The organism is Mesorhizobium sp. M0563 (assembly GCF_040321065.1).
Lineage (GTDB): Bacteria > Pseudomonadota > Alphaproteobacteria > Rhizobiales > Rhizobiaceae > Mesorhizobium.
Genome location: NZ_JAMYQV010000010.1, coordinates 61,233 through 85,586, shown reverse-complemented (window position 1 = coordinate 85,586; position 24,354 = coordinate 61,233). Strand labels below are relative to the sequence as shown.

The 24,354-nt window shown below is 61.0% G+C and carries 25 protein-coding genes and 1 tRNA gene; 17 read left to right on the top strand and 9 right to left on the bottom strand.

Annotated elements, in window-relative coordinates:
* Position 1: 1 nt before the first annotated feature.
* The 3 genes from NKI50_RS15100 to tkt all read right to left on the bottom strand — a co-directional run bounded on the left by NKI50_RS15100 (position 2) and on the right by tkt (position 5,270).
* Positions 2 to 1,891, bottom strand: coding sequence for a potassium/proton antiporter (locus NKI50_RS15100; protein WP_023720962.1), 1,890 nt, complete (start codon positions 1,889 to 1,891; stop codon positions 2 to 4).
* Between the two features lie 218 nt (positions 1,892 to 2,109).
* The gene (gene gap / locus NKI50_RS15095; protein ID WP_023720961.1) at positions 2,110 to 3,120 is read right to left on the bottom strand and encodes a type I glyceraldehyde-3-phosphate dehydrogenase; all 1,011 of its coding nucleotides are present in this window, start codon (positions 3,118 to 3,120) and stop codon (positions 2,110 to 2,112) included.
* 158 nt (positions 3,121 to 3,278) lie between these two features.
* The gene (gene tkt / locus NKI50_RS15090) at positions 3,279 to 5,270 is read right to left on the bottom strand and encodes a transketolase (protein WP_352480874.1); all 1,992 of its coding nucleotides are present in this window, start codon (positions 5,268 to 5,270) and stop codon (positions 3,279 to 3,281) included.
* A gap of 260 nt (positions 5,271 to 5,530) precedes the next feature.
* On the opposite strand from tkt, the gene NKI50_RS15085 reads away from it, so the two are divergent.
* The 4 genes from NKI50_RS15085 (at position 5,531) to NKI50_RS15070 (ending at position 8,032) form a co-directional block, all read left to right on the top strand.
* Positions 5,531 to 5,803: a DUF4164 domain-containing protein gene (locus NKI50_RS15085; protein WP_006200774.1), complete on the top strand. Its 273-nt coding sequence runs from the start codon at positions 5,531 to 5,533 to the stop codon at positions 5,801 to 5,803.
* Positions 5,804 to 5,807: 4 nt separating this feature from the next.
* Positions 5,808 to 6,173 (top strand): cell division protein ZapA, encoded by a 366-nt coding sequence (locus NKI50_RS15080; RefSeq protein WP_023720959.1) that lies wholly within the window; start codon positions 5,808 to 5,810, stop codon positions 6,171 to 6,173.
* A gap of 174 nt (positions 6,174 to 6,347) precedes the next feature.
* On the top strand, positions 6,348 to 7,007 hold the full coding sequence (locus tag NKI50_RS15075; protein ID WP_023720958.1) for a peroxiredoxin: 660 nt from the start codon (positions 6,348 to 6,350) through the stop codon (positions 7,005 to 7,007).
* Between the two features lie 152 nt (positions 7,008 to 7,159).
* Complete coding sequence (locus NKI50_RS15070; protein WP_023720957.1) at positions 7,160 to 8,032, top strand: MBL fold metallo-hydrolase; 873 nt, start codon at positions 7,160 to 7,162, stop codon at positions 8,030 to 8,032.
* A gap of 204 nt (positions 8,033 to 8,236) precedes the next feature.
* On the opposite strand, the gene NKI50_RS15065 is transcribed toward NKI50_RS15070, so the two are convergent.
* From NKI50_RS15065 to NKI50_RS15055, 3 genes are all read right to left on the bottom strand, one after another.
* A complete protein-coding gene (locus tag NKI50_RS15065; protein ID WP_352480872.1) occupies positions 8,237 to 8,752 on the bottom strand; it encodes a hypothetical protein in 516 nt (171 codons plus the stop codon).
* A gap of 368 nt (positions 8,753 to 9,120) precedes the next feature.
* Positions 9,121 to 10,032: an RNA polymerase sigma factor RpoH gene (gene rpoH, locus NKI50_RS15060; RefSeq protein WP_023720954.1), complete on the bottom strand. Its 912-nt coding sequence runs from the start codon at positions 10,030 to 10,032 to the stop codon at positions 9,121 to 9,123.
* Between the two features lie 187 nt (positions 10,033 to 10,219).
* Complete coding sequence (locus tag NKI50_RS15055; RefSeq protein ID WP_352641748.1) at positions 10,220 to 11,260, bottom strand: RluA family pseudouridine synthase; 1,041 nt, start codon at positions 11,258 to 11,260, stop codon at positions 10,220 to 10,222.
* 26 nt (positions 11,261 to 11,286) lie between these two features.
* Between NKI50_RS15055 and NKI50_RS15050 the strand changes: the two genes are divergently transcribed.
* From NKI50_RS15050 to NKI50_RS15025, 6 genes are all read left to right on the top strand, one after another.
* On the top strand, positions 11,287 to 11,670 hold the full coding sequence (locus NKI50_RS15050; protein ID WP_352641750.1) for a fimbrial protein: 384 nt from the start codon (positions 11,287 to 11,289) through the stop codon (positions 11,668 to 11,670).
* A complete protein-coding gene (locus NKI50_RS15045) occupies positions 11,667 to 12,074 on the top strand; it encodes a VOC family protein (protein WP_352641752.1) in 408 nt (135 codons plus the stop codon). The genes NKI50_RS15050 and NKI50_RS15045 overlap by 4 nt, the downstream gene beginning before the upstream one ends.
* A 90-nt stretch (positions 12,075 to 12,164) precedes the next feature.
* Positions 12,165 to 12,239: transfer RNA gene (locus NKI50_RS15040), tRNA-Glu, on the top strand.
* 161 nt (positions 12,240 to 12,400) lie between these two features.
* Positions 12,401 to 13,246, top strand: a complete 846-nt coding sequence (locus tag NKI50_RS15035) for a DUF4238 domain-containing protein (protein ID WP_352588427.1) — start codon at positions 12,401 to 12,403, stop codon at positions 13,244 to 13,246.
* Between the two features lie 97 nt (positions 13,247 to 13,343).
* Complete coding sequence (locus NKI50_RS15030) at positions 13,344 to 13,577, top strand: hypothetical protein (protein WP_352494188.1); 234 nt, start codon at positions 13,344 to 13,346, stop codon at positions 13,575 to 13,577.
* A gap of 244 nt (positions 13,578 to 13,821) precedes the next feature.
* A complete protein-coding gene (locus NKI50_RS15025) occupies positions 13,822 to 14,460 on the top strand; it encodes a glutathione S-transferase family protein (protein ID WP_352588326.1) in 639 nt (212 codons plus the stop codon).
* A 694-nt stretch (positions 14,461 to 15,154) separates the two neighbouring features.
* Here NKI50_RS15025 and NKI50_RS15020 read toward each other — a convergent pair.
* Positions 15,155 to 16,222: an adenylate/guanylate cyclase domain-containing protein gene (locus tag NKI50_RS15020; protein ID WP_023720940.1), complete on the bottom strand. Its 1,068-nt coding sequence runs from the start codon at positions 16,220 to 16,222 to the stop codon at positions 15,155 to 15,157.
* Positions 16,223 to 16,338: 116 nt separating this feature from the next.
* Between NKI50_RS15020 and NKI50_RS15015 the strand changes: the two genes are divergently transcribed.
* The 4 genes from NKI50_RS15015 (at position 16,339) to tolA (ending at position 19,465) form a co-directional block, all read left to right on the top strand.
* Entirely contained in the window at positions 16,339 to 16,779 is a 441-nt protein-coding gene (locus NKI50_RS15015; protein ID WP_023678521.1) for an SRPBCC family protein, read from the top strand.
* Between the two features lie 418 nt (positions 16,780 to 17,197).
* A complete protein-coding gene (locus NKI50_RS15010) occupies positions 17,198 to 17,779 on the top strand; it encodes a VOC family protein (RefSeq protein ID WP_023720938.1) in 582 nt (193 codons plus the stop codon).
* Positions 17,780 to 17,806: 27 nt separating this feature from the next.
* Positions 17,807 to 18,697, top strand: coding sequence for a glutathione S-transferase family protein (locus NKI50_RS15005; RefSeq protein ID WP_352588332.1), 891 nt, complete (start codon positions 17,807 to 17,809; stop codon positions 18,695 to 18,697).
* Between the two features lie 381 nt (positions 18,698 to 19,078).
* Positions 19,079 to 19,465: a cell envelope integrity protein TolA gene (gene tolA / locus NKI50_RS15000; protein WP_352480865.1), complete on the top strand. Its 387-nt coding sequence runs from the start codon at positions 19,079 to 19,081 to the stop codon at positions 19,463 to 19,465.
* Between the two features lie 137 nt (positions 19,466 to 19,602).
* Here tolA and NKI50_RS14995 read toward each other — a convergent pair whose 3' ends face one another.
* A complete protein-coding gene (locus tag NKI50_RS14995; protein WP_023720934.1) occupies positions 19,603 to 19,818 on the bottom strand; it encodes a hypothetical protein in 216 nt (71 codons plus the stop codon).
* A 332-nt stretch (positions 19,819 to 20,150) separates the two neighbouring features.
* Here NKI50_RS14995 and NKI50_RS14990 point away from each other — a divergent pair, with 332 nt between their 5' ends.
* A complete protein-coding gene (locus NKI50_RS14990) occupies positions 20,151 to 21,143 on the top strand; it encodes a DUF2865 domain-containing protein (protein ID WP_352588335.1) in 993 nt (330 codons plus the stop codon).
* A 91-nt stretch (positions 21,144 to 21,234) separates the two neighbouring features.
* Here the strand turns inward: NKI50_RS14990 and NKI50_RS14985 are convergent, their stop codons facing one another.
* The gene (locus NKI50_RS14985) at positions 21,235 to 21,585 is read right to left on the bottom strand and encodes a hypothetical protein (protein ID WP_023720932.1); all 351 of its coding nucleotides are present in this window, start codon (positions 21,583 to 21,585) and stop codon (positions 21,235 to 21,237) included.
* 661 nt (positions 21,586 to 22,246) lie between these two features.
* On the opposite strand from NKI50_RS14985, the gene pstS reads away from it, so the two are divergent.
* Together pstS and pstC are read left to right on the top strand one after the other, a co-directional pair.
* Complete coding sequence (gene pstS / locus NKI50_RS14980) at positions 22,247 to 23,308, top strand: phosphate ABC transporter substrate-binding protein PstS (protein WP_352641758.1); 1,062 nt, start codon at positions 22,247 to 22,249, stop codon at positions 23,306 to 23,308.
* A 59-nt stretch (positions 23,309 to 23,367) separates the two neighbouring features.
* A complete protein-coding gene (pstC, locus tag NKI50_RS14975) occupies positions 23,368 to 24,354 on the top strand; it encodes a phosphate ABC transporter permease subunit PstC (RefSeq protein ID WP_502896305.1) in 987 nt (328 codons plus the stop codon).

Here is a 24,354-nt window from a genome sequence, read left to right as displayed (position 1 = left end):
GTCAGCCTTCGCCAGTTGTCTTTTCCACCACGGGCTGCGGAACCGGTTCCATTTCGGCCACCGCCTCGACCGCTCGCGCTTCGGCCGGCTTGCGCCGGTTGCGGATAAAGGCGGCGATACGGTCGCGGATTTCGCCGGCGCTGAGGAACACCGGAACGCGTGCCACCGGCGCGGTCGGCTCGAAGGATAGGCCAAGGCCGGTGATCCTGCCCTTGTCGTCGACGTCGCGGACGATCAGCTCGATCGGACCGAGCAGCACGCGGTCGGCATATTCGGCGTGGCCGCCGAGCCGCGCCGTGACCAGATCGCCAATGGTGAGCTTGCGTTCCGCTTCGGTCAGGCCCGGCGCGTAGGCGGTCTCCAGTTCCTCGGCGGAGCGTGACGGATCGACGGCAAAGGCGCCGAAGAAATCCGCATCCTCGGGATCGACCACGGCACGGCTGGCGAACAGCTTGTCGAGCAGGCGCGGATAGCGGTCCGGCACGAAGATGTAGACATGATCGCCAGCCGCCAGCCGGCCCATATCCTGGAAGCGCATCGAGCGTCCGTCTCGCAGCACAAGCGACGGCCGCGCCCAGCGCGGAATGCGTTCGCCCCGCGCCACCGGGCTGCCGGGTGCCACACGGTAGGCAAGAAGCTCATGATGGGCGGAGCCCGGCAGTTCCAATTCGACCTTGTCGAGCGGTCCCAGGCGGGCCGGCACGATAAGGCCGAGGCGGCGCGCCAGCGGCCCGACGGTCCATCCCTGGATGACCAGAGAGACCAGCACGATGATGAAGGCGGTGTTGAAGATGAGGCGGCCGTTCTCAAGACCGCCGAGCAGCGGCGTGATAGCAAGCAGGATCGACACGGCGCCACGCAGGCCAACCCATGAGACAAAGGCGACTTCCGGGCGTGGCAGACGGAACGGCACCAGGCATAGCCAGACGGCGACTGGCCGTGCGACAAATATCAGGAACAGTCCGAGCAGCACCGCCGGCACCAGGATCGCCGGAAATTGCGAAGGCGTCGCGAACAGGCCGAGGATCAGGAACATGATGATCTGCGCCAACCACGACATCCCGTCCTGAAAGCGCTTGAGGATGGTGACAGCCCGGATATCGGAATTGCCGGCGATCAGGCCCGCGAGATAGACCGCCAGGAAGCCGGAGCCGCCGACGGCGCCGGCGGCGGCAAACACCATCAGCGACAGCGTCAGCACGAAGATCGGCAGCAGGCCGTGATCTAGATTGAGGCGATCGACAAGGCGCACGATGGCCATGCCGCCGAGAATACCGATGACCGCACCGAGCCCCATGTTGACAAGGAAACCGACGGCAAGATCGGTAACCAGCACCTTGGCCTCGGGGTGGGTGTTGGCGGCGATGACCTCGACCAGCGTGATGGTCAGGAAGATGGCGATCGGGTCATTGGTGCCGGATTCCACCTCGAGCGTCGAACGCACGCGCTCGCGCAAATTGATCTCGCCGGCGCGCAGCAGGAAGAACACCGCCGCGGCGTCGGTCGAGGCGACGGCGGCACCGAGCAGGAAGGATTCCAGCCATGTCAGGTCGAGCAAATAATAGGCGGCGGCGCCGAACAGGCCAGTGGTCAAAAGGACGCCGAAGGTCGCCAGCGACAGCGCCGGCCCGGCCGCCTGCCGCAAGGCATTGAGCGGCGTGCCGAAGCCGGAATCGAAAAGGATCACCGCCAGCGCCAATGAGCCGGCAAAATAGGCAAATCGGGCATTGTCGAAATGGATTCCGAGACCGTCGGTTCCGGTGGCAAGGCCGATGCAGAGAAACAGCAGCAGGAGGGGGGCGCCGAAACGGAAGGCGATCAGGCTCGAAAACGCGGCGGCAACGACAAGTGCTGCGCCAACGAGCGTCACCAGATAGATACCATGCTCCATTCGTTGGTCGCCCCTAGTCGATATGCTCCGGCATCACGGGAGAGTGGGGCGAAGACATGGCCGCTGCAAGGCAGCAGCGCGGCTTTTCGCCCTACGCTGCCGATAGTCGAATGTTTTGGCACCTCCGAGCAGCGGAGGCTGCCTCGGGGGGGCGTGCTGCAACGAAAAACGCCCGGACTGAGCCGGGCGTTGTCCAAGTCGAGAAGACGGTTCTGCGATCAGGCGATGGTCTTGCCGAAGGCGACAGCGGTGTCGCCCATGCGGTTGGAGAAGCCCCACTCATTGTCGTACCAGGCCAGCACCGAAACGAAATTGCCGTCCATGACCTTCGTCTGGTCGAGCGCCACGATCGAGGAGTGCGGATCGTGGTTGAAGTCGATAGAAACATTGGGATGACGAGTGACGGCAAGGATGTCCTTCAGCTTGCCGTTCGAAGCGGCGATTACCGCGTCGTTGATTTCCTGGACGGTGGTCGACCGCTTGGCGATGAACTTGAAATCGACCAGCGAGACGTTCGGGGTCGGCACGCGGATGGAGATGCCGTCGAGCTTGCCCTTGAGCTCGGGCAGTACCAGGCCGATGGCCTTGGCGGCACCGGTCGAGGTCGGAATCTGCGAAAGCGCGGCGGCGCGGGCGCGGTAGAGGTCCTTGTGCATGGTGTCCAGCGTCGGCTGGTCGCCAGTATAGGAGTGGATCGTCGTCATCATGCCCTTCTCGATGCCGACGGCCTCATTCAGCACGGCCGCCAGCGGCGCCAAGCAGTTGGTGGTGCAGGAGGCGTTCGAGATGACGATGTGGTCCTTGGTCAGCTTGTCGTGATTGATGCCATAGACGACGGTCAGGTCGGCCCCCTCCGCCGGAGCGGAGACGAGAACGCGCTTGGCACCGGCGGTCAGATGGGCGGCGGCCTTGTCGCGGGCGGTGAAGATGCCGGTGCATTCGAGCGCGATGTCGATGCCGAGTTCCTTCCACGGCAGTTGCGTCGGATCCTTGATCGCGGTGACCTTGAATTTTTCCTTGCCGACGATGATCTGATCGCCGTCAACCGTCACCTCATGCGGAAAGCGGCCATGCACGCTGTCGAAGCGCAGCAGATGCGCGTTGGTCTCGACCGGGCCGAGATCGTTGACGGCGACGACGTCGATATCCTTGCGGCCGGATTCGTGGATGGCGCGCAGGATGTTGCGGCCGATGCGGCCGAATCCATTGATGGCAACTCTGACGGTCATTGTTCTCTCCCTGGGAGTTGGGGGCCGAAGATCAAGTCCGCAGCTTCATAACGGCGGACGGGCAAAGAATCCAGCCGCCGAGGCTCGGATTTAAATCGATTAGTGCTCCGCCGGCCGGCAAAACCGCTATGCCAGCCTTTGCGGATCGGGGCTTAATTTCATTTGCCGTGCAGACGGGCTTCCGCCGCCTTCACCGTTGCTTCGGCGGTGATGCCGAAATGCGGATAGAGCTGTTCGATCGTGCCGGAGGCGCCGAAGCCGGTCATACCGATAAAGATGCCTTCGGTGCCGATGAAATAATCCCAGCCCTGACGGATGCCGGCTTCGATGGCAATCTTGAGCGGCGCATTGCCGATCATCCTGCTGCGATAGTCGGCGCTCTGCTTGTCGAACAATTCGAAGCACGGCACCGAGACGACGCGGGTAGCATGGCCGTGCTTTTCCAGCGCCTCGCGCGCGGCCAGGGCGATCTCGACCTCGGAGCCCGAAGCGAAGATTGTCACCGCCGCCTCGCCACTTGCGGCGGCAAGTTCATAGGCGCCGCGGCTGGAGAGGTTTTCCGCAACGAAGTCGTTGCGTACCGTCGGCAGGTTCTGCCGGGTCAGCGCCAAAGTCGAAGGCGTCTTTTCCGATTCAATGGCCAGCTGCCAGCATTCCGCGGTTTCCACCGCGTCGGCCGGGCGGAAGACATTGTGGTTCGGGATGGCGCGAAGTGCTGCCAGATGCTCGACCGGCTGATGGGTCGGGCCGTCTTCGCCAAGGCCGATGGAATCATGGGTCATGACGAAGATCGAGCGGATGCCCATCAACGAGGCAAGCCGCATCGCCGGACGGGCATAATCGGAAAAGCACATGAAGGTGCCGCCATAGGCGACAATGCCGCCATGCAGCGTCAGCCCGTTGAGCGCGGCCGCCATGCCGTGCTCGCGAATGCCGTAGTGGACATAGCGCTGGCCGTAATCGTCGGCAGTGATGTTCTTGGTCTGGCTGGTCTTGGTGTTGTTGGAGCCGGTCAAATCGGCCGAGCCGCCGATGGTTTCGGGCACGGCGCCGTTGATGACCTCCAGCGCCATTTCCGACGATTTGCGGGTGGCGACCTTCGGCTTGTCGGCGGCGAGCTTCTTCTTGTAATCGCCAATGACAGCATCGAAGTTGGCCGGCAGCGTGCCACCGATGCGGCGTTCGAATTCGCCGCGCAATTTGGTGTCGGCCTTGGCAAGGCGGCTTTCCCAGTCGGTGCGCGCCTTGACGCCGGCCCGGCCGGCGGTACGCCATGCGTCGAGGATATCGGCCGGAACCTCGAACGGCGGATAATCCCAGCCGAAGAATTTTCTGGCGCCGGCGATTTCCTCGGCGCCGAGCGGCGAGCCATGCGCCTTGTTGGTACCGGCCTTGGTCGGCGCGCCGAAGCCGATCGTCGTCTTGCAGGCAATCATCGTCGGCTTGTCGGAGTGGCGGGCCGCTTCAATGGCATAGGCGATCGCTTCCGGGTCCTGGCCGTCGATATGGCTGGCGTTCCAGCCGGACGCCTGGAAGCGGGCGACCTGATCGGTGTTGTCGGCCAGCGACACTGGGCCGTCGATGGAGATGTTGTTGTTGTCCCAGAAGACGATCAGCTTGTTCAGCTTCAGATGTCCGGCAAGCGCGATGGCTTCCTGGGACACGCCTTCCATCAGGCAGCCGTCACCGGCCAGCACATAGGTGTAGTGGTCGACGAGATCGTTGCCGAAAGCGGCATTCATGATGCGCTCGCCGAGCGCGAAACCGACCGAATTGGCAAGGCCCTGGCCGAGTGGGCCCGTCGTCGTCTCGATGCCGGCGGCATGGCCGTATTCCGGGTGGCCCGCGGTCCTCGACCCCAATTGGCGGAACTGCTTGATCTGGTCGATGGTGATGTCTTCGTAGCCGGTCAGATAGAGCAGCGAGTAAAGCAGCATCGAGCCGTGGCCGGCCGACAGGATAAAGCGGTCGCGATCCGGCCAATGCGGGTTCTTCGGATCGTATTTGAGAAAGCGGGTGAACAGCACGGTGGCGATGTCGGCACAGCCCATGGGCAGCCCGGGGTGGCCGGAGTTTGCCTTCTCGACGGCGTCCATGGCGAGAAAACGGATCGCATTGGCCATCCGGTCATGTTGTTCGCGCGAGGTCATGCTTCCTCCAAAATGGGGGTTTGGGCCTTGGGAAAGCCCTTGAAAAGGGTGCGCGACACATAGCAGGCGCGGCCTTTTAGTCAACAAATCGGTGTGCTTTTGCCGGTCTTGTGATGGCCATGCACCACTTACATTAGCGTTAGCAGGGGACAGTCGCGATCGCTTTATTGACGTGCGGTTCACACGGCGCGTAATGTTTCAGGGATAACGCGTTCTGAACGTGGATGATTCGGTGATGGGCAGGGCGCAGGACGAAAGCCATGACCGGGGAAACGACCCTCAAGGAAGTCATTGCCAGGCTGGGTAAGGCCATCGAAGGGCTGGAAAACGCCGTCGCGGCCAAGCTCGAGCACGAGCGGGACTATTCGGAAGCCGAGGCCGAAGTGCAGCGGATGAACGCCGACCGCTCGCGGCTGGCGCAGGAACTCGACAATTCCGAGGCCCGCGCCGAACGGCTGGAAGATGCCAACAAGGAAGTGTCGCGAAGGCTGGTGACAGCCATGGAGACCATCCGCGCGGTACTGGACAGGTAGGCCAATGGCACAAGTCACGGTTTCCATCGACGGCAAGCAGTATCGGATGGCCTGCGACGAGGGCCAGGAAGAGCATCTGATCGATCTTGCCGAGCGCTTCGACCGCTATGTCTCGCATCTGAAGGATTCTTTTGGCGAGATCGGCGACCAGAGGCTGACCGTGATGGCCGGCATCATGGTCATGGACGAGCTTTCAGAACTGCAAAAGCGGGTCAAGGGCATGGAAAGCGAAGTGCTGACGCTGCGCAAGACGCGCGACGACGCACTGACCAAGGCCGACAAGAACGATTCCGTGCTGACCGGGGCGCTCGGCGCGTTGGCCCAGCGCATGGAAGACCTGACGACGACGTTAGCAGTGAGCAAGGCCTGAGCCAGCGCAGCGAAAATTCCTGCTGCATTTGCCGAGAAGCAATGAAAATATTTCGCCGCCGGCCTCGATGCCGGCGCAACAGCCGTTTGAAGGATGACGCCGGAGTGGTAGAAAGGCAAAAGCAGCGCCGGTCAACGCCGGCTGCGATCTGCACTCACAAGGTAGGGACATGTCATGAGCCTCCGCATCAACGATATCGCGCCGGACTTCACCGCTGAGACCACGCAAGGACCGATCAGCTTCCATGAATGGATCGGCGACGGCTGGGCGGTATTGTTCAGCCATCCGAAGAACTTTACGCCGGTTTGCACAACCGAACTCGGCACGATGGCCGGGCTCGAAGGCGAGTTCAGGAAGCGCAACGTTAAGATCATCGGCATCTCGGTCGATCCCGTCGAAAGCCATGGAAAGTGGCAGAACGACATCAAGACGGCGACCGGCCATTCGGTGAACTACCCGCTGATCGGCGACAAGGATCTCAAGGTCGCCAAGCTTTACGAGATGCTGCCGGCGGGTGCCGGCGAGAGCTCGGAGGGCCGCACGCCCGCCGACAATGCCACGGTGCGTTCGGTCTACGTCATCGGGCCCGACAAGAAGATCAAGCTGGTCCTCACCTATCCGATGACGACGGGCCGCAACTTCGACGAAATCCTGCGCGCCATCGATTCCATGCAACTGACCGCCAAGCACCAGGTGGCGACGCCGGCGAACTGGAAGCAGGGCGAGGACGTCATCATCACCGCTGCTGTCTCGAATGAGGATGCCATCAAGCGCTTCGGCGCCTACGAGACAATCCTGCCATATCTCAGGAAAACCAAGCAGCCTTCCGCCTGAGCAGGCAGAGGCGGCACGGAGAAATTTTTGGTTTTCCTAGCCGTGTGAGCACGGGGTGCTTGACGACGCCTGGTTGACGGACAACCATGCCTTTCATTTGCCGTGGCTGAGAAAATCATTCCTGCCACGGTGAGAGATCAAGGGGGCTGGGATTGGACGCATTATCGGCTAGGTCGCAGGTCACCGGCTTCTATGACAAGCCGAGCGGGTCCGTCCAGTATGTGGTCGCCGACATGGCGACCCGCAAATGCGCCATCATCGATCCGGTGCTCGACTTCGACGAAAGGTCCGGTGCAACGGCAACGAAAAACGCCGACGCCCTGCTCGACTTCGTCAGGGAAAGCGGGCTGGAGGTCGAGTGGATCCTCGACACGCATCCGCATGCCGACCATTTGTCCGCCGTCCATTATCTGAGGGGGAGAACCGGAGCGCCGACGGCAATCGGCGAGAGGATCATCGACGTCCAGAAATTGTGGAAGGTGATCTACAACTGGCCGGAATTCCCCGCCGACGGTTCGCAATGGGACAGGCTGTTCGCCGACGGCGCGACTTTTTCGGTCGGCGGCCTTCCGGCAAGAGTGCTGTTTTCGCCGGGCCACACCCTGGCCTCGATTACTTACGTCATCGGCGACGCCGCCTTCATCCACGACACGCTGTTCATGCCGGACAGCGGCACCGCAAGGGCAGACTTTCCCGGCGGCAGCGCCGAGCGGCTCTGGCGTTCGATCGAGGACATCCTGGCACTGCCGGACGAGACACGTCTGTTCGTCGGTCACGACTACCAGCCGGGTGACCGCGAAGCGCGCTGGGAAAGCACGGTCGCGGAACAGAAAGGCGGCAACATCCATGTTGCCGGCTGCAAGACGGAAGCCGACTTCGTCGCGCTCCGCCAAGCCCGCGACAGGACGTTGCCGATGCCGCGGCTGATCCTGCACGCGCTGCAGGTCAATATGAATGGCGGACGCCTGCCGGAACCGGAATCCAACGGGCGGCGCTATCTGAAATTTCCGCTCGATTGCCTCTGAGGAGATGGGTCGCTGGCACTACAAATGCCATTTCAAACTCGGCGCCCGCTCATCGTTCCGAGATGGTCATCTAAGTTATTGATTAAGTTATTGATCCTGATTCGATTTTTGCGATGTGTGAATCCGATAGGTCGCCATACGGGAGAAGGTGGCGGCAGCCGGATGAGGAGCGGCGCAGACGCCAGCTAAGTGTTTAGTCCAGCGTCAGGGTTTTGTTCGGCGGGCTAAATGTTCATACGTGATTTGCCAAGGATCGCTCTCGGAAGATCTTTCCTCGCCAATCCAATGGAAGCTGTTGGCAGTGATCTCAGTGAAACGCCATCGAGTTTTCAGACCGCGCGAGTCATTGCCGAGCTGGACAATGTCCTTACCCTCGGCCCGGCCGATCTGGCGCGAGTGATCCCGGTTGAGCGGGTCGTTCCATATGATATGCCAGCCATCGATCCCAGGATCGAAGATGCGCAAGGTTGTGCCATACATCGTCGACGGCGCAGGGCGCTTGGGCCTGATCCAAACGTCCTGAATCGCGCGGCCTTCGAGCACCCAGCCAAAATGGCATTCGCCATCCCATTTCTGGATTGTCCCGTCATCGAGGTAGTGGACCGTGTCCATTTCCCAGCTTCCAATTAGCCATCCATACAGGTCCATGTCTTTCGCTCGGTCGGCTGGGGGACCTTCGGATCCGAGAGCGGTCAGAAACGGAGAAATCGTCATCGTCATATCGCCTTTCGTTTCCGAACAGACGAGTTCAACTGCCCGGCGCGGCCCCGGCGGCCCGTTGTCGCCCGCCTGCCGCAAGCGCCGCCTTGTGGAATTTTGCGACGGAAGCCCGTGTCGGCGCCGGAACATTGCCGCCACAGCTTGCAGCGTTGCGGTTTCCAGAGCTTGGGGAAAATTGCGATAATGCCGCTATCGATGGGATCGTCTGCGGACACGATGGCGAGGCTACTGAGCAGTTTATGGCAGTGGATCGGACATCCGCGAAGGCGCCGCGGAACTGGCAACCTTCTAAAATAACGGCGGCGCCAGTTACCTGACGCCGCCGTTATTTGTTTCTACCGGCCGTTATTTGTTTCTATCGGAAGGCTTTACGCCGCCGGCTGCGCCTCGATGGTGCGCAGCGCCTGCATCTGGCGCTTGGCTGCGGCCTTGACCGCGTCCTGCACCTTCTCGAAGGCGCGCACCTCGATCTGGCGCACGCGCTCGCGGCTGATATCGAACTCGGCCGACAGCTCTTCCAGCGTCAACGGCTCATCGGCGAGGCGGCGCGCCTCGAAGATGCGGCGTTCGCGGTCGTTGAGCACGGCAAGAGCGCCCGACAGCATGCCGCGCCGGTTTTCCAGCTCGTCCTGCTCGATCAGCATCTCTTCCTGGCTTTCGTGATCGTCGACCAGCCAGTCCTGCCATTCGCCGGATTCGCCTTCGCTGGCCCGGATGGGCGCATTGAGCGAGGCATCGCCCGACAGACGGCGGTTCATCGACACGACTTCCGCTTCCGAGACGTTCAGCCGGGTGGCGATCTCGGTAATCTGGTCGGGCTTCAAATCGCCTTCGTCGAGCGCCTGGATCTTGCCCTTCACCTTGCGCAGGTTGAAGAACAGGCGCTTCTGGTTGGCGGTGGTGCCCATCTTGACCAGGCTCCACGAGCGCAGGATGTATTCCTGGATCGAGGCCTTGATCCACCACATCGCATAGGTGGCGAGACGGAAGCCGCGCTCCGGTTCGAATTTCTTGACGGCCTGCATCAGGCCGACATTGCCTTCCGAGATCACCTCGCCGATCGGCAGGCCGTAGCCGCGATAGCCCATGGCGATCTTGGCGACGAGCCGAAGGTGGCTGGTGACGAGCTTGTGCGCAGCCGTGGTGTCCTCATGCTCGGCGTAGCGCTTGGCGAGCATGTACTCTTCCTGCGGCTGAAGCATCGGAAAACGGCGGATTTCTTCCAGGTAGCGGCTGAGGCCGCCTTCGCCGGAAACGATACTGGGTAGTGACTGGGCCATGATAGCGCCCCCTCTCTATTGGAGTGATGCCCCCGAAACGCGGCAGGCATGTGGCGCGAATGCCAAAGGCACATTCGCGCCAACCGACATATATAGGAACAAAACCAGAAAGACAGGCATTTGTTCAACACGAAACAGTGTGTCACGCTGAAGTGAACAACGCCGGTCAGGTTTTCAGGTGGTTGGTTCAAAGCTTGCGGAAGCCGTCGACGAGTTCCTCCATCTCCCACGGTATCGGTGCTTCGAACCTCATCGTTAAATGGGTATCCGGATGCCGAAATGCAAGGAGGCGGGCGTGCAAAGCTTGTCGCGGAAATGCTTTCACTTTGCTGGTTAGCGGCTCAGGCAACCGGTTGGCCTTGGTGCGGAAAGCCTGGCCGTATTCGGGGTCGCCAATCACCGGATGGCCGATATGGGCCATGTGGACGCGTATCTGGTGGGTGCGACCGGTTTCCAGCCGGCATTCGACCAGGCTCGCCGTGGCGAATTCCTGCTGCTGCTCGCCAAAGCGCTCAATGACGGTGAAATGCGTTATGGCGTGGCGGGCATCGTCGCGGCCTTGCGGCACCACGGCGCGGCGTACCCGGTCGGCGGCGCGGCCAAGCGGCGCGTCGACCATCCCCGTCGGCCTTGCCGGTATGCCCCAGACCAACGCCAGATAGGCGCGCTCGAGATCGCCGGTCAGGCCGTGGTCGGCAAAGGCCTCCGACAACGCCTTGTGGGCGCGATCGGTCTTGGCGACGACCATGACGCCACTGGTCTCCTTGTCGAGGCGATGGACGATGCCCGGCCGTCTCACCCCGCCGATGCCCGACAGGCTGTTGCCGCAATGATGGATCAGCGCGTTGACCAGCGTGCCGGTCCAGTTGCCGGCGCCGGGATGCACGACCAACCCGGCCGGCTTGTTGATGACGATCAGCTCGCTGTCCTCGTAGAGGACATCCAGCGCAATATCTTCGCCTTGCGGCTCCGCCGGTTCCGGCTCCGGCATGTCGACCGACACGCTGTCACCTTGTGCCATCTTGCGCTTCGTCTCGCTGGCTGGCCTGCCGCCGATCCTGACCGCGCCCTGCTTTATCAGCATCTGCACCCGGCTGCGCGACATGTCGGGGCCGAGCCTGGCCGCCAGCCATTGGTCGAGCCGCTGGCCGGCCGCATCGGCGCCGGCCTCCAGCACGATCTGTCCGGCCCCTATTAATTGTCTGACCTCTTCGTTATGAGCGCTCATCGAAAACAGTTCCGGAATCTGCTGCCATGGCCCGGCCGCGTGCCGACGAAGACGAGGAAAAGCCGCTCGACCCCGAGGTCGAAAAGGTGCGGAGGAAGCTCGTCCGCTTCGTCGCCATCAATCTCGGCCTGCTGTTCCTCGCCCTTATGGTGGTGATCGCGGCGCTTGTCTACAAAGCGCGCAATGCACCGCCTGTCAGCCCTCCGCTGAGCAGCGACATCCAGGTGCCGGCAGGCGAGCCGGTCAGTGGCGACATCGTGCTGCCGGTCGGCGCCAGGGTGGTCAGTCAATCGCTCTCGGGCAATCGCCTGTCGATTGACGCCGAGTTGGCCGACGGCAGCCGCGCCATCTTCGTCTATGACATCACCGAACGACGCATCGTCGGCCGTTTTTCGATCAGGAACAAATGACCGGTTTTGCCGAACACCGCAGCATTGCCACGGTCGCGCTCGTCGTCGCAAATTATGACGAGGCGATCTCGTGGTATGTCGACCGGCTGGGTTTCGTCCTCACCGAAGATGTCGATCTCGGCGGCGGCAAACGCTGGGTCACGATCACGCCGGGAAAAGGGCAGGGCGCGCGGCTGCTTCTCGCCGAGGCATCCGACGATGCGCAAAGGCACGCCGTCGGCAACCAGACCGGCGGACGGGTCTTTTTGTTCCTCGAAACCGACGATTTTGCCCGTGACCATGCGCTGATGCTCGAAAAGGGCGTCGAATTCCGTGAGGCGCCCCGGCACGAGACCTATGGCACTGTGGCGGTTTTCGGTGATCTCTACGGCAATCTCTGGGACCTGATCGAGCCAAAACGCTAGGCTTGCAGCGGATATTTCACCGGCGCGACAGGCAGCCTTAAGCCTAGTTGCTTTTTGCCAGCCGTCAGCCTATATCGCCGGTTCTTGAACGCGCCCATCGTCTAGCGGTCAGGACACCGCCCTCTCACGGCGGGAACAGGGGTTCGATTCCCCTTGGGCGTACCAATCGTTTCAACTACTTAGCGGGCCGGCAGGTAAAACCGTCAAATAACGGTCAAATAAGCCATTCGTAGGATCCATTTTTGAGGTGCCTAGAGCGCCGTGAGCCGCGCCGCTTGGCAAGCAGTTGAGCAAAACCGTTGAGCAAGGATGGGGACCATCACTATGTGCCGCAGTTTCACCTCCGGCGGTGGGCCGACACTGCTGGCTATGTGACACAATGGGGCAGAATCAAGCACAATGGAAAACTGACTAGAAAGGGGGTAGCTCCTGCTGCCACCGGATACGTCCCAGGTCTTTACGCTTTGGAGCACGTCCCCGCGGACAAGGTCCACCTTGTGGAAGAACGGGTTTTCGGTTTCGTAGACGACAAAGCAGCACCCATCCTCGAGAAGATGGTCGTTCGAGGGGCAAAATCGCTCTCCATTGAAGAACGATACTGGTGGGCGATCTATCTGAACGCGGCGCTGCTGCGTGTCCCTCATGTTGTCGCGTCGATATCAAAGCGCATTGAAGAGATGCAGCAAAAAATACTTTCGGAACCCGATGCAGACTTCGACGCTGCAAAAGGGTCCGCACCCGAACGAAACCTACTCGAATGGGCTCAGAATCACGCACCTAGTGCATTGGCCAATTCTGGCATGGAAACCTTGTCCAAGATGATCGGCGAGAGCCGGCCAATTGAGCGCCTGCTTTCCTTCTGGTGGACAGTACGCGACGTCAGCAATTCAAGTCGGCCTCTCATGCTCGGCGACGACCCACTTGAACGCATTGGAGACCTCTACCGTCCGAAATGTCTCATAAATCTCCCCATCTCCCCTGGTCACGCCTTTTTCGCAACAAACGCGCGGTCAATCGCAGAAAACATCGCTAAGATGCCCGATAGGCGCGTGGTAGACGCCACGAACATCTCCACCATCTCCACAGCGAAGAAATTTGTGTATGGCGACGCAGAGCCCAGCTTCGTCGATCGTTACCTAACAAGAACGGAGTCGTCCTCACACTTGGTCTAACTCCCTTCGCGGGGAGGCGGCAAACCGTTGAGGGGCGCTTGCGCGCCCGGCAGAGCTGCGTCACTTTCAGCCGAAAGGCAGCGAGGAAGGAGACCCGATGGCCGCAACGAAAGACCAGTGGAAGGCTTTCCGCGAAGAACTTAGCCAGCAGCTCGAAGAGGAGCGCCGGTTCATCACCAATGCCGAAGCAGGGAAAACGGGCATTTGGACTGTTCAGCCAGGCAAGGGAAAAGTCGATACCACGGCTGCTCATGTTGAGATATCGAGGCGCGCAGTCCAGGCTCTTGAGGGGGTAATTGCCAAGATCGATCAGGACCATCTGGCAGAATAACTCTTGCGGTCGAATTAGGAATATGGTCCTCATTTGCGCCGGTGCGGCGATCCACTTAACGGAGATCGCAAAATGGCCAGAACCAAACCATCCAAGCAACTTGCACAGGCCGAGATCGACCGCTTCATGGCGGCTGCGGAAGAGCTTGAGGCCGTAGCGTTGGAAGTACGCTAAACAACAGCAAGACGTCGTTGGCAACTTAGTACAGATTGAAACAGGTAAGATGCGGTTTTCGGAGGAATTGATGCATTACACACTTCATGCTGCGCCAGGCTCTTGCTCTTTTGCACCTCACATCGTCATGGAGGAGATTGGAAGGCCCTATTCGCTGGCGTTGATGTCGCCAGGTCATCCCGAAGCCAAGACCGACGAATTTCACCGCTTAAACCCGAAAGGGCGAATCCCTGTTCTCATTGCCGACAATTTCACTCTCACTGAAGCGCCGGCAATCTTATTTCACCTGGGCCTGACGAATCCAGACGCGCGGCTCCTGGGAGCGAATGCAGAAAACATCATCCGTTCCATCGAATGGTTTAACTGGCTATCGAGTGCGGTTCACGCGGTCGCCGTCCGAATGATCTGGCGCGCCGACTTTTTCTTACCGGATCAATCGATGTACGAGCCCTTGGTTCATAAAGGAAAGGAGCACTTGGCTTCCGCGTTTGCGCTTATAGAATCCAAGTTGACGGATCGAGATTGGGCCGTAGGAGAGTCCTATTCAATAGTTGATCCGTATTTGCTCGTATTCTACAGGTGGGGAAATCGCATGGCCGTAGACATGCGAAATACCTACCCCGCTTGGACCTCTCATGCACGTCGGTTGGAGGAGCGAGCGGCTGTGCAACGAGCCTTAACGCAAGAGGGAATATCCCTCTGGGAGTAGCTGTCGCGTTGCCGAATCCAAAAATTCGCAAGACCATCGATCCTACGCGGTCGTACTTAAATGTCTGGTAGCGTTGTTTAGCGGGAAACCAACGCTACGGCCTCAGCTTCACAAGAGCATTGTCCGGCCGCTGCTATCGCCTACCTGCGACCATTATCGGGCGCTTCGAGCGGTCCATGAACCCTGTTGAAATCGGTGAAGGACATTACCGGCAAGGATGCAGCTTTCATCCGATGGCACGGCTCGGGGCCAGCGATAGCGGCAGCGGGGAAGCGCCTCATTGCCACCTTAACGCCACCCATGTTGTTCTCCTTCCCTGAAATATAGCTCAAGTATCCCGGCCCCGAAACGGGGGCGACATATGTGAGTATTGGGTCCTCAGGAAACAAGATGGCGTCGTCCGTGTCGACTATCCGTTCCGTGACGCTGCCCGCCGCATGTCCGATGCCTGATTGGCGAGGATTCGGGCTTCCGTCCGTTTGAAGCTGTCCGGCTGATTTGACTCAGCGCACTATCCACGGCCCCGGCGACGCGATCGGCAAGCATGCCGACGGCATGGCTGGGCTCTAAACGCGCCATACTCCAGTTGCAGTATCGTAGCTTCTTTGCCGTTCGAATTTCTCTCAGTCATGGCTTCGCACGATACCAAGATATGCTGCGAACGACACATCCACGGCGGGCTCAACCATTCGATCTATTCCGGCAAGCCGAAAAGTGTTTGCGCGCCTGCTATTCCTCCGAGCGGATGACTGCCCATGGCGATCATCGGCTCGGTAGTTTCTGCCTCGAACACTGTCGACGCGAGCACCGTCCGTCCCAACGGCTTGCACAGCCCTTCGATGCGGCTGACAAGATTTACAGCCTTGCCGATCGCGGTGAAGTCCAACCTGCCGGCAGTGCCGATGTTCCCCCAGAGTATCTCGCCGACATGCAGGCCAATGCCATATCCGAGCTCAGGGCCGCCATTGCGGCGCCGAGTTTGGTTGAGATGATCTATCCCGGCGCGCGTGGCCTTCACGGCGCGTACCGCAGCGTCACATGCGGCATTTGCATCGCGCTCGCCAATCGGGAAAATCGCGAGGACGCCATCACCTATAAACTTGAGAACCTCACCACCAAATGCGTGCACCGCGCCCGCGACGCAATCGAACCAGGCATCAAGTACCAATACGATCTCGTCTGCATCATGAACCTCGGATAGATCGGTGAAACCTCGAAGGTCCGCGCACAGAAGCGCAGCCCGTATCGTCTCTCCCTTTACTCGACGAGAATGACCGTTGAGCACATGTGCTGCACTGCGCTTTCCCAAATATGCTTCGAGCAATGCGCGTTTCGCGGACCGTTCTGCGAGTGCGGTCATCGGAGCCGCAGCAAACCGGGAGATTTGCCGCAGCAGCTCTGACTGCGCCTCATCCGGAGTATGATCGAACGCCCACACCAAAGTCGGTGCGACACCGCCCGCTCGCTCGTCGAACACCATCGCCCGCGTCGTGCCAAGCCACTCCCGCAGCACGAGCCGGGGATCGGCATTCTGGCGGTCGGCGCCTATGCCCAAAGCCTCGACCACTTCATTCCCAGGCGCTCGCCAGAGCCAGATGCGGCGTGAAATGATCGGGTCGGGAGCATCCTGCGCCAGCGCGCCGGCGATGATCGGCAGGCCGTCTTCCATCAAATGCGTTGAGAGCTGCAATAGAAGTCGCCCACCGTCGCCAATATGCGCGGCGTCGTCCAGAAGGAATGAAAGCGAGTTTGCGAGAAGCATCGGCAGAAGGTCACTCGGCACAGGCTTATGCTTACGCCTCGAACATCTTCTTGCAACTCCCCACATTCGCTTCAATCATGCACGGTATTCGATGCGGATGTGACCTGGAGTGAGCGATGGCGGAATCGGTTTACACAGAGATTGAGGTCGCCGCGCCACAAGCGACCGTGTTCGCGCTTTTGACGGATCCGGACCAGATCGTGCGATGGATCGGGACCGAAGCGAATTTGGATGCATCGCCGGGCGGTCTGTTCCTCGTCAATGTCGGTGGTCGCCATATGGCCCGCGGTGAGTTCACCGAGGTGATCCCGGTCCACCGTCTTGCCTACAGTTTTGGCTGGGAAGACAACGAGACCGTGCCGCCCGGCTCCAGCCATGTCGAGATCGACCTGATCGCGAGGGATGCGGGGACACTGATCCGCTTCACGCACAGCGGACTGCCGAACGCAAAGGAGCGTGACAGCCACCGAAGGGGATGGGAGCACTACCTCTCACGGCTGAAGATCACTGCCGATGGGGGACATGTCGATCCCGACGTGCCGATGAAGAATATGTGATTTTCATCTAAGGGCCGCGGATGCCCGTAATCCGAACCAGGCGCGGCATGCGTCAACGAGGCCCCTTTGACCTGCCGTCGCCAAACCGGCCGCTCGGGAAACCCAGCGACCTGCGGGCTGCCGCACCATTACAGCTGCCGGCGACGGATCGTTTCGGCGAGCTCGGCGAAGGCGTCCGCGATCCCGGTGCCGCTCTTGGCGCCTGCGTGGAGTTCTTGAAACTCAGCGCTTCTGGCGCAACGCCTCGGATTGAATTAGCATCCGTTCATCAAAGCTCCGGCCGCACTCCTGCAGGATGCGGAATGCGGAGCGCAGGCGAGCGAGGCCGGGCGCGGTCACATGCCGGGCGCTGATCCAAGCGCGACTGGGCATCCGAACTTCCGTTCGGCGGCAAGACGGCGTGGCCGGGAGGAGTCAGATGCAGAAGCTGCAATCACAAGGCGTCCATCACATCACGCTGGTCGGCGCCGATCGCCAGAGCTCCATCGATTTCTGGGAAGGCGTGCTCGGCATGCCTTTCATCTTCGAGCAGCCCAACCTCGACAAAGCCAGCGAAAGCCATCTTTATTTCGATCCGGGCGACGGCCGGCTGATCACCGTCTTCACCGACGAGAGCCGCACGCCGGTCAAGCGGCGCACGCCAACCGATACGGGCTGCGTCCATCACATCGCTTTCGCGGTGTCGCGCGTCACCTTTTTGCAGGCGGTCGGCCGGCTCGACGAGCGCGCCATCAAGCACAGCGGCGTCAAGGATCGCGGCTTCATGGACTCGATCTACTTCGAGGATCCGCTCGGCCTGCTGATCGAGCTCGCCTCCTACCGTTTCGAGCCGCCGGCGGGCTTCACCCATGCCGACGTGTTGATGCAGGCGCACAAGATCCGCGTCGCGCGCGGCGACTACGCAATAGCCGAGGTGCATCTCGCCGACGCGATCCAGGCGCTTGTCGAGCGCTCCCGCGCGACCTTGTCGGAAGACCGCGCTCCGAAAGATCCATACTGACGACAGGCCAAACAAAGGGAGGACACAATGGCAAAGACGACAACGAAGAGTGCGAAGAAGCCGGCCGCCAAGGCCGCTCCGAAACCAGCTGCCAAGGCCGCGACAAAGCCTGCTGCCAAGGCGTCGAAAGCGTCCGCCAAGTCGGCAACGAAAGCCGCCGCAAAACCTGCAGCCAAGGCATCCGCGAAGTCCGCGCGGAAGGCCGTAGCGAAATCAGCGAAAAAACCCGCGCTGATGCTCAGCATGCTGAAGCCGAGCGTCAACAATATGAGCGTACGGGTGTTTGCGCGCGCGGCCGGGCTCGACCATTCCGAGACCGACGTATGGGGCCACACGCGCTCGCCTGAATATATGGCGCGAAACCCGGCCCACCTGACCCCGATGATCGAGGACAAGGGCCTGCCGAGAGGTGTCTTGTGGGAAAGCTGCGCCATCATGCAGTACCTCGCCAACAAGCACGGGCTGGAAAAATTGTACCCTAAGGAACCCGCCAAGCGGGCAATGATCGACAGTGCCATGTTCTACCTGATCGGCACGCTCTACCCCTATGTGGCGCGCGCCACCTATCCAGCACTGAATTTCCCGCAATATGCCGGCGAGGTCGGCCACAGCGACGCTCATCCCGACAGGAAATCGGAAGCCCAGAAGGCCGCGGCGGCCGCAATTGCCGAGCCGCTGGAGGTCTTTCACAGCTTCTTCAGGAACGGCAAGCCGTTCATCGGCGGCAAGAACCCGTCGATCGCCGACATCCGTCTGGCGGCGACGCTCGAGTTCCTCGCCGTCATCGACTATGCGCTGCCCCAATGGGCAAAAGACTATATGACGGCGATCGAGAAGAAGCTCGGCAAGGCCTATGCCGAGCCGGCCGGCGATGTGCGCGGCTATATCGCCTATGTGCGGTCGCAGGCCAACGCCTGAGGCACGTGTAGGCCGGCGATCGTCCGTACGTTCTGCAGGAGCCGGTAACGATCTGGGGTAATTCTTTTTACTCTCCCCTGTTTGCACGATGTGGGGAGCTTAAGGTTTCGTTAACCGAAACCCTTTCTACTGTATCCACCTCCAGCCCGCGACCACGGATGTACTGGCGCGGATGGAAAGCAAAGGTCGGCTGCTCGCCGGCCTTTTGCTTGTTGCAGCCCTGCCGAAGTTGCGGTCGACGGCGCTTCCCGACGCCTGCATGGCTGATGAAGCGCGTTGCTGGCACCTTGTCATCGCCGATGTCGGCCCTACCATCGAAGTTAGTCACGTCCTCGAGGGCGGTTCAAGGACAGAGGCCCTGTCATGAAAAGCATTGCTGGAATGGTGGTGATTGCAGGCGCCATGCTGGCGGGTGCAGCCGGTCAATCGAATGCAGCGACGCTCAACACCATGCCCGAGGTCGGGGCTGCCATCCAGGCGTGCTGGACCCCCCCAGCGAATGCCGGGAATTCCACCGTCACCCTGAGCTTCAGCTTCAGGCGCAATGGCACGCTGATCGGCCGGCCCAAGCCGACCGCCATCCGCGTGGCCGGCGACGACAAGGCGCGGCAAGCTTTTGTCGACGCGGCGATTGCGGCCGTGGACCACTGCCTGCCGTTGAGCCTTTCACCGGCGCTGGCTGAAGGCATCCCGGGCAAGGTGTTCACTCTGCAATTCAACTCGCCCAAACAAAAACAGCCTGCAACGCGAGTGCAGGCTTCGCCTTGATCTTTTCCGACAACCGGATTCTACTTTTCGGGATCTAGCGCATGTCGAGCAAAAGTGTGCAGCGGTTTTGCGACAACGACATGCATAAAACAAGAACCTAAGCGCGTCGCATGAGGCCGGGTCGACCGCGATGCGCTTTAGTGGCGGCTTCGTCTGGCCTCGACATGTCGCGCCAGTTCCGGCATTTCGAAGACATAGTCGCTCCAGGCCGATTCCGGAATCTGGCCGGCGAGATAGCACTCCAGCAAAAGCCTCTGCTCGTGGTCGAGCGGCCTCGGTGTGCGTTCATGGTCCAGCCCAAGTGAATGGAACAGATTCCTGGTCAGGCCCGCGACAGTGAAATGAATCGACATTTGCGGTCTCCTCCTTGGCCGCTCAACGCCGAACGTGGGGCTAAGGTTTCAGCAACGGCCGGCCGGTAACGCCGGATTGATCGCGGTGCGGATCCGGCCGGGTGCTTCAAACTTCGCCGTGGCGCGAGTTCGCCGGCGTTGCTGCCGGTTCGTCTCAATCTTGAAATAAAAATGTAATATTGAATTTACGCCAGCGGATATAATACACTAGAACTAAAGTCTCTGGTGGCGGTGCGGTCTACCTCAATTAGGTAAAACTGATTTAGCCAGTACTTATCCATAGTCGACAAAGAAATCCTGTTCTCGGCGCAACAAGGACAATGGTCGCTCCAATGACACGCTTCTGGCTTCTCACGATTCTGATGCTGGTGTCGGCAATAGCCGTTGCGCTCGGCACGTCCTCCTCCTATGCGGATAGCTGCGGCGCGATCAGGAGCCAATTGCTTTCGGCGGGGCGTGGCGCCGGGACCAGCCCCGAGCTTGCCCAACTACGCCGGCAACTCGCCGCGATTCAAAGGCTGGAGAGACAGCGCCGATGCACGGCGAAAACGGCCGGGTTCTTCTTCAACCCCTGCGCCGACCTCGTAAGCAGCAAGGCGGAGGTGCAACGGCAGATCGCCAGACTGTCGAATTCGGGCAGGGACACCTCCGGCCTGAAGGCCAGGTTCGTCGCGCTAGGCTGCGCCGCCCCCGCTGCCAAGAAGCAGCAGGCGCAGCAGAACCAGCCGCAGGCACAGCAGCGCACAGCACCAAAACCTCAGTCCGCAGGCGCAATAATGGGTGGCAATCGGATGCTGTTTTGCGTTCGCTTGTCGGACGGATATTTCTTCCCCGCGCCAAAATCGCAGTTCGCCAAGAACGACGATCTGAAGGAAACGGTCGATCAGTGCCGCTATATCTGCGACGATGCCGGCGTCGAACTCTATACGCTGAGCGATGCCACCCGCGAGACCGAAGAGATGATCGCGCTCGAGACGCAAAAGCCCTATGTGGAGCTTGCGACCGCCTTCAGGTACCGCGACGACGCGAACTTCAAGGCCTGCGATGTCAAGCGCTATTACCAGCGCGTCGCCGAACTCAGGGCACGAACCGTGACACCGGCCAACATGAGCAACGCCATCATTCCGTTGCCGACGGCAAAGCCGGATTTTGGCATCGTCGCGGAAATTCCTGAATCCGGGATCCAAACCGCCGGTACCGCTCTCGCAGGGGAAAAAACGCTGGTTGCCGAGGTACCAGGGGCTGCCCAGCATCAGTCGGTCGAAAGAGCGATCGGCGCGCGGCCGGTGAGAGTGGTCGGGCCGGCCTTTTTCCCGGCGGACTGACCAAGGCAGGCGATGTCCCGAGACGGCGAACGGCTGGCCGGATAGCCGCTTCAAGGCCTACAGCCGCACGCATCGACCGACGGCCGGTTGGTTATTCGCAGACCATGCGGGCCCGTTTGCCGGGCTGGCTGACATTCCTGCAGGTGAGCGGCTTCGCCGGCTCCGATGACAGCATGGGCGGATTGGCGACCTTCCTTCGTGGCGCTGCAACGGAAGCTGCGCTCCGGCGCACCGCCGGCCTTTTCGGCGTTTGAGGCGCCACAGGAAAGACATCGGTCTCCAGCTGCGACTGTTCGGCTTGCGCCTGCGGAGAAGGCCGGTCCCAGAAACGGCGAACATCGAGCGGCTTGGGAATGATCACGGTGCCGTCATAGCTGCGCGCGCAGCCGGTTCCCAGAAGCAGCGCCAGGCACAGGAAGACAGGCAGAATCCGTCGAAACATCAGCAACACCCCTGCAAGCTTATAACGCTGCTTCGGCCCAACCGACAACCGGCGGAATAGTGCAGAGGGAGTAGGTAAGGTGAAGTAGAAATCGTCGCACTTCCAGTCGAAGGCCCCGCTCGAAAGATCGAGCGCCGGGTCGGGCGCGGATGGAGGTCCAGCGCGAGGCGAGTTAAAACCTTGCGATTCGTCACCGCTTCCAGCGTAAGGCCATGGTGCGATCGCACCATACCCAATGGCGCGCTCAGTCGCGACAATGGGATATTCGAAGTTCCGCTCCTCCAGTTACGGGCGGGAGCAGCGACCGCCGGCAAGAAACAGGGTCAGATTTACCCCAACGGACCTGTTTCGGCGATGGCGCGGCCATGACACGTTCTGGCTGCATGCAACGCGCTCCCGTCCGGCTTTTTTCTTCTCAAGGTCAGTGGCTGCTATCGTCGAGCGGACAAAGCCGGCCGGAATTCACGCAAGCTGCTGATTCCAGCGGCAAACCGCGGCCCATGCCGACAAAGCCCGCGGCCGTTCCTTCTTAACCCGGCTGGACGACGTTACCGGAGCGACATGAAACTGTCATGCGACTGTAATAATCGGGGGCTATTGGCCTCAGCGGGCGCCGGAGGAATGGCGCCGAGAGACCATATTCCGAACAGGAGCAGGCCACATGAGACATTTCATCCGCTCGGCGGCCGTTGCGATTGCAATGGCTGCGGCGACGACTACCCTCACCCTGTCCGCCGCGCTCGCCGCGGACATCTCTGGCGCCGGCGCCACCTTCCCCTACCCGATCTATGCGAAGTGGGCCGACACCTACAAGAAAGACACCGGCATTGGGCTTAACTATCAGTCGATCGGTTCCGGCGGCGGCATCAAGCAGATCAAAGCCAAGACCGTTACCTTCGGCGCTTCTGATGCGCCGCTGAAAGGCGAAGAGCTTGAATCGTCCGGATTGGCTCAGTTCCCGATGGTGATGGGCGGCATCGTTCCCGTCGTCAACCTCGAAGGCATCAGGCCGGGCGAGTTGGTTCTCGACGGCCCGACGCTAGCCGACATCTTCCTCGGCAAGATCACGAGCTGGGATGACGAGGCGATCAAGAAGCTCAATCCCGACGTCAAGCTGCCTTCGCAGGCGATCGCGGTCGTTCACCGTTCTGATGGGTCGGGCACGACGTTCAACTTCACATACTACCTCGGCGACGTCAGCGCGGACTGGAAAGAAAAGGTCGGCGTCGACAAGGCCGTGGAATGGCCCGTGGGCATCGGCGCCAAGGGCAATGAGGGCGTTGCCAACAACGTCTCCCAGACCGGCGGCGCGATCGGCTATGTCGAATACGCCTATGCCAAGCAGAACAAGCTCACCCACACCGACATGATCAACAAGGACGGCAAGAAGGTCGAACCCACCGCGGCGGCATTCTCGGCGGCAGCGGCCAATGCCGACTGGAGCTCGCAGCCGGGCTATGGCGTCATCCTCGCCAACGAGCCGGGCGCCGAGTCCTGGCCGATGACGGCGGCAACGTGGATCCTCCTGTACAAGAAGCCGGACGATGCCGCGACCACCGGCGAAGCGCTCAAATTCTTCGCCTGGGCATACGACAAGGGCGACGAGATGGCCGGCGAGCTGGACTACGTTCCGATGCCCGACAAGGTGGTCGAGAGCGTCAAGGCCATGTGGGCCAAGGAAGTCGTCGGCAGCGACGGCAAGCCGCTCTACTCGGCTATGTAATCTCCTCCAGGGAGGGCGTCGACGGCGCCCTCCCTGTTGCCTTCAATCGCGAGGACCCAATGACCATCGCTTCCGATGCCATGCTATCATCTGCAGCCCGGGCCAGGGAAGCTACGGTGCGGCGCTTCGCGCTCACAGACGCCATATTCCGCGGACTCACCCGCGCTTCCGCAATTCTTGTGCTGGTCATCCTCGGTGGTGTCGCAATCTCGCTGTTTGCCGGCTCATGGCAGGCCCTGTCGTCCTTCGGGTTCTCTTTCCTGACGACTGAAAGCTGGAATCCGGTAACGGAAAAATTTGGCGCGCTGGCGCCGATCTACGGCACGCTGGTCACGGCGGCCATCGCCATCCTGATCGCGGTTCCGATCGGCATCGGCATTGCCGTGTTTCTCACCGAACTCTGCCCGCGCCCGCTCAGGCGCCCGATCGGCATAGCGGTCGAGCTGTTGGCCGGCATTCCCTCGATCATCTACGGCATCTGGGGCCTGTTCGTGTTCGCGCCGTTCCTGCAGACGACGATACAGCCCTTCATCATCAACATCTTCCACGGCGTGCCGGGACTATCCAGCCTTTTCGCCGGCCCTCCTTACGGCATCGGCCTTCTGACCTCGGCGCTGATCCTCGCCATCATGGTGCTGCCCTTCATCACCTCGATCACCAAGGACGTCTTCGATACGGTGCCGGCGGTGCTGAAGGAATCGGCCTACGGCATCGGTTGCACGACCTGGGAAGTGACCCGGCGCGTGGTCATTCCCTATACCCGCATCGGTATCATGGGCGGCGTCATGCTTGGCCTCGGCCGCGCGCTCGGCGAAACCATGGCGGTGACCTTCGTCATCGGCAACGCCCACCGCATCAGCGCCTCCCTGTTCGCGCCGGGCACGACCATCTCGGCGACCATCGCCAATGAATTCACCGAGGCCGACGGCGATCTCTACACCTCTTCCCTGGTTTCGCTCGGCCTGATCCTGTTCGTCATCACTTTCCTGATCCTTGCCGCCGCCCGCTATATGCTGATGCGGATCGACGCCCGTACGGGAGCCTGA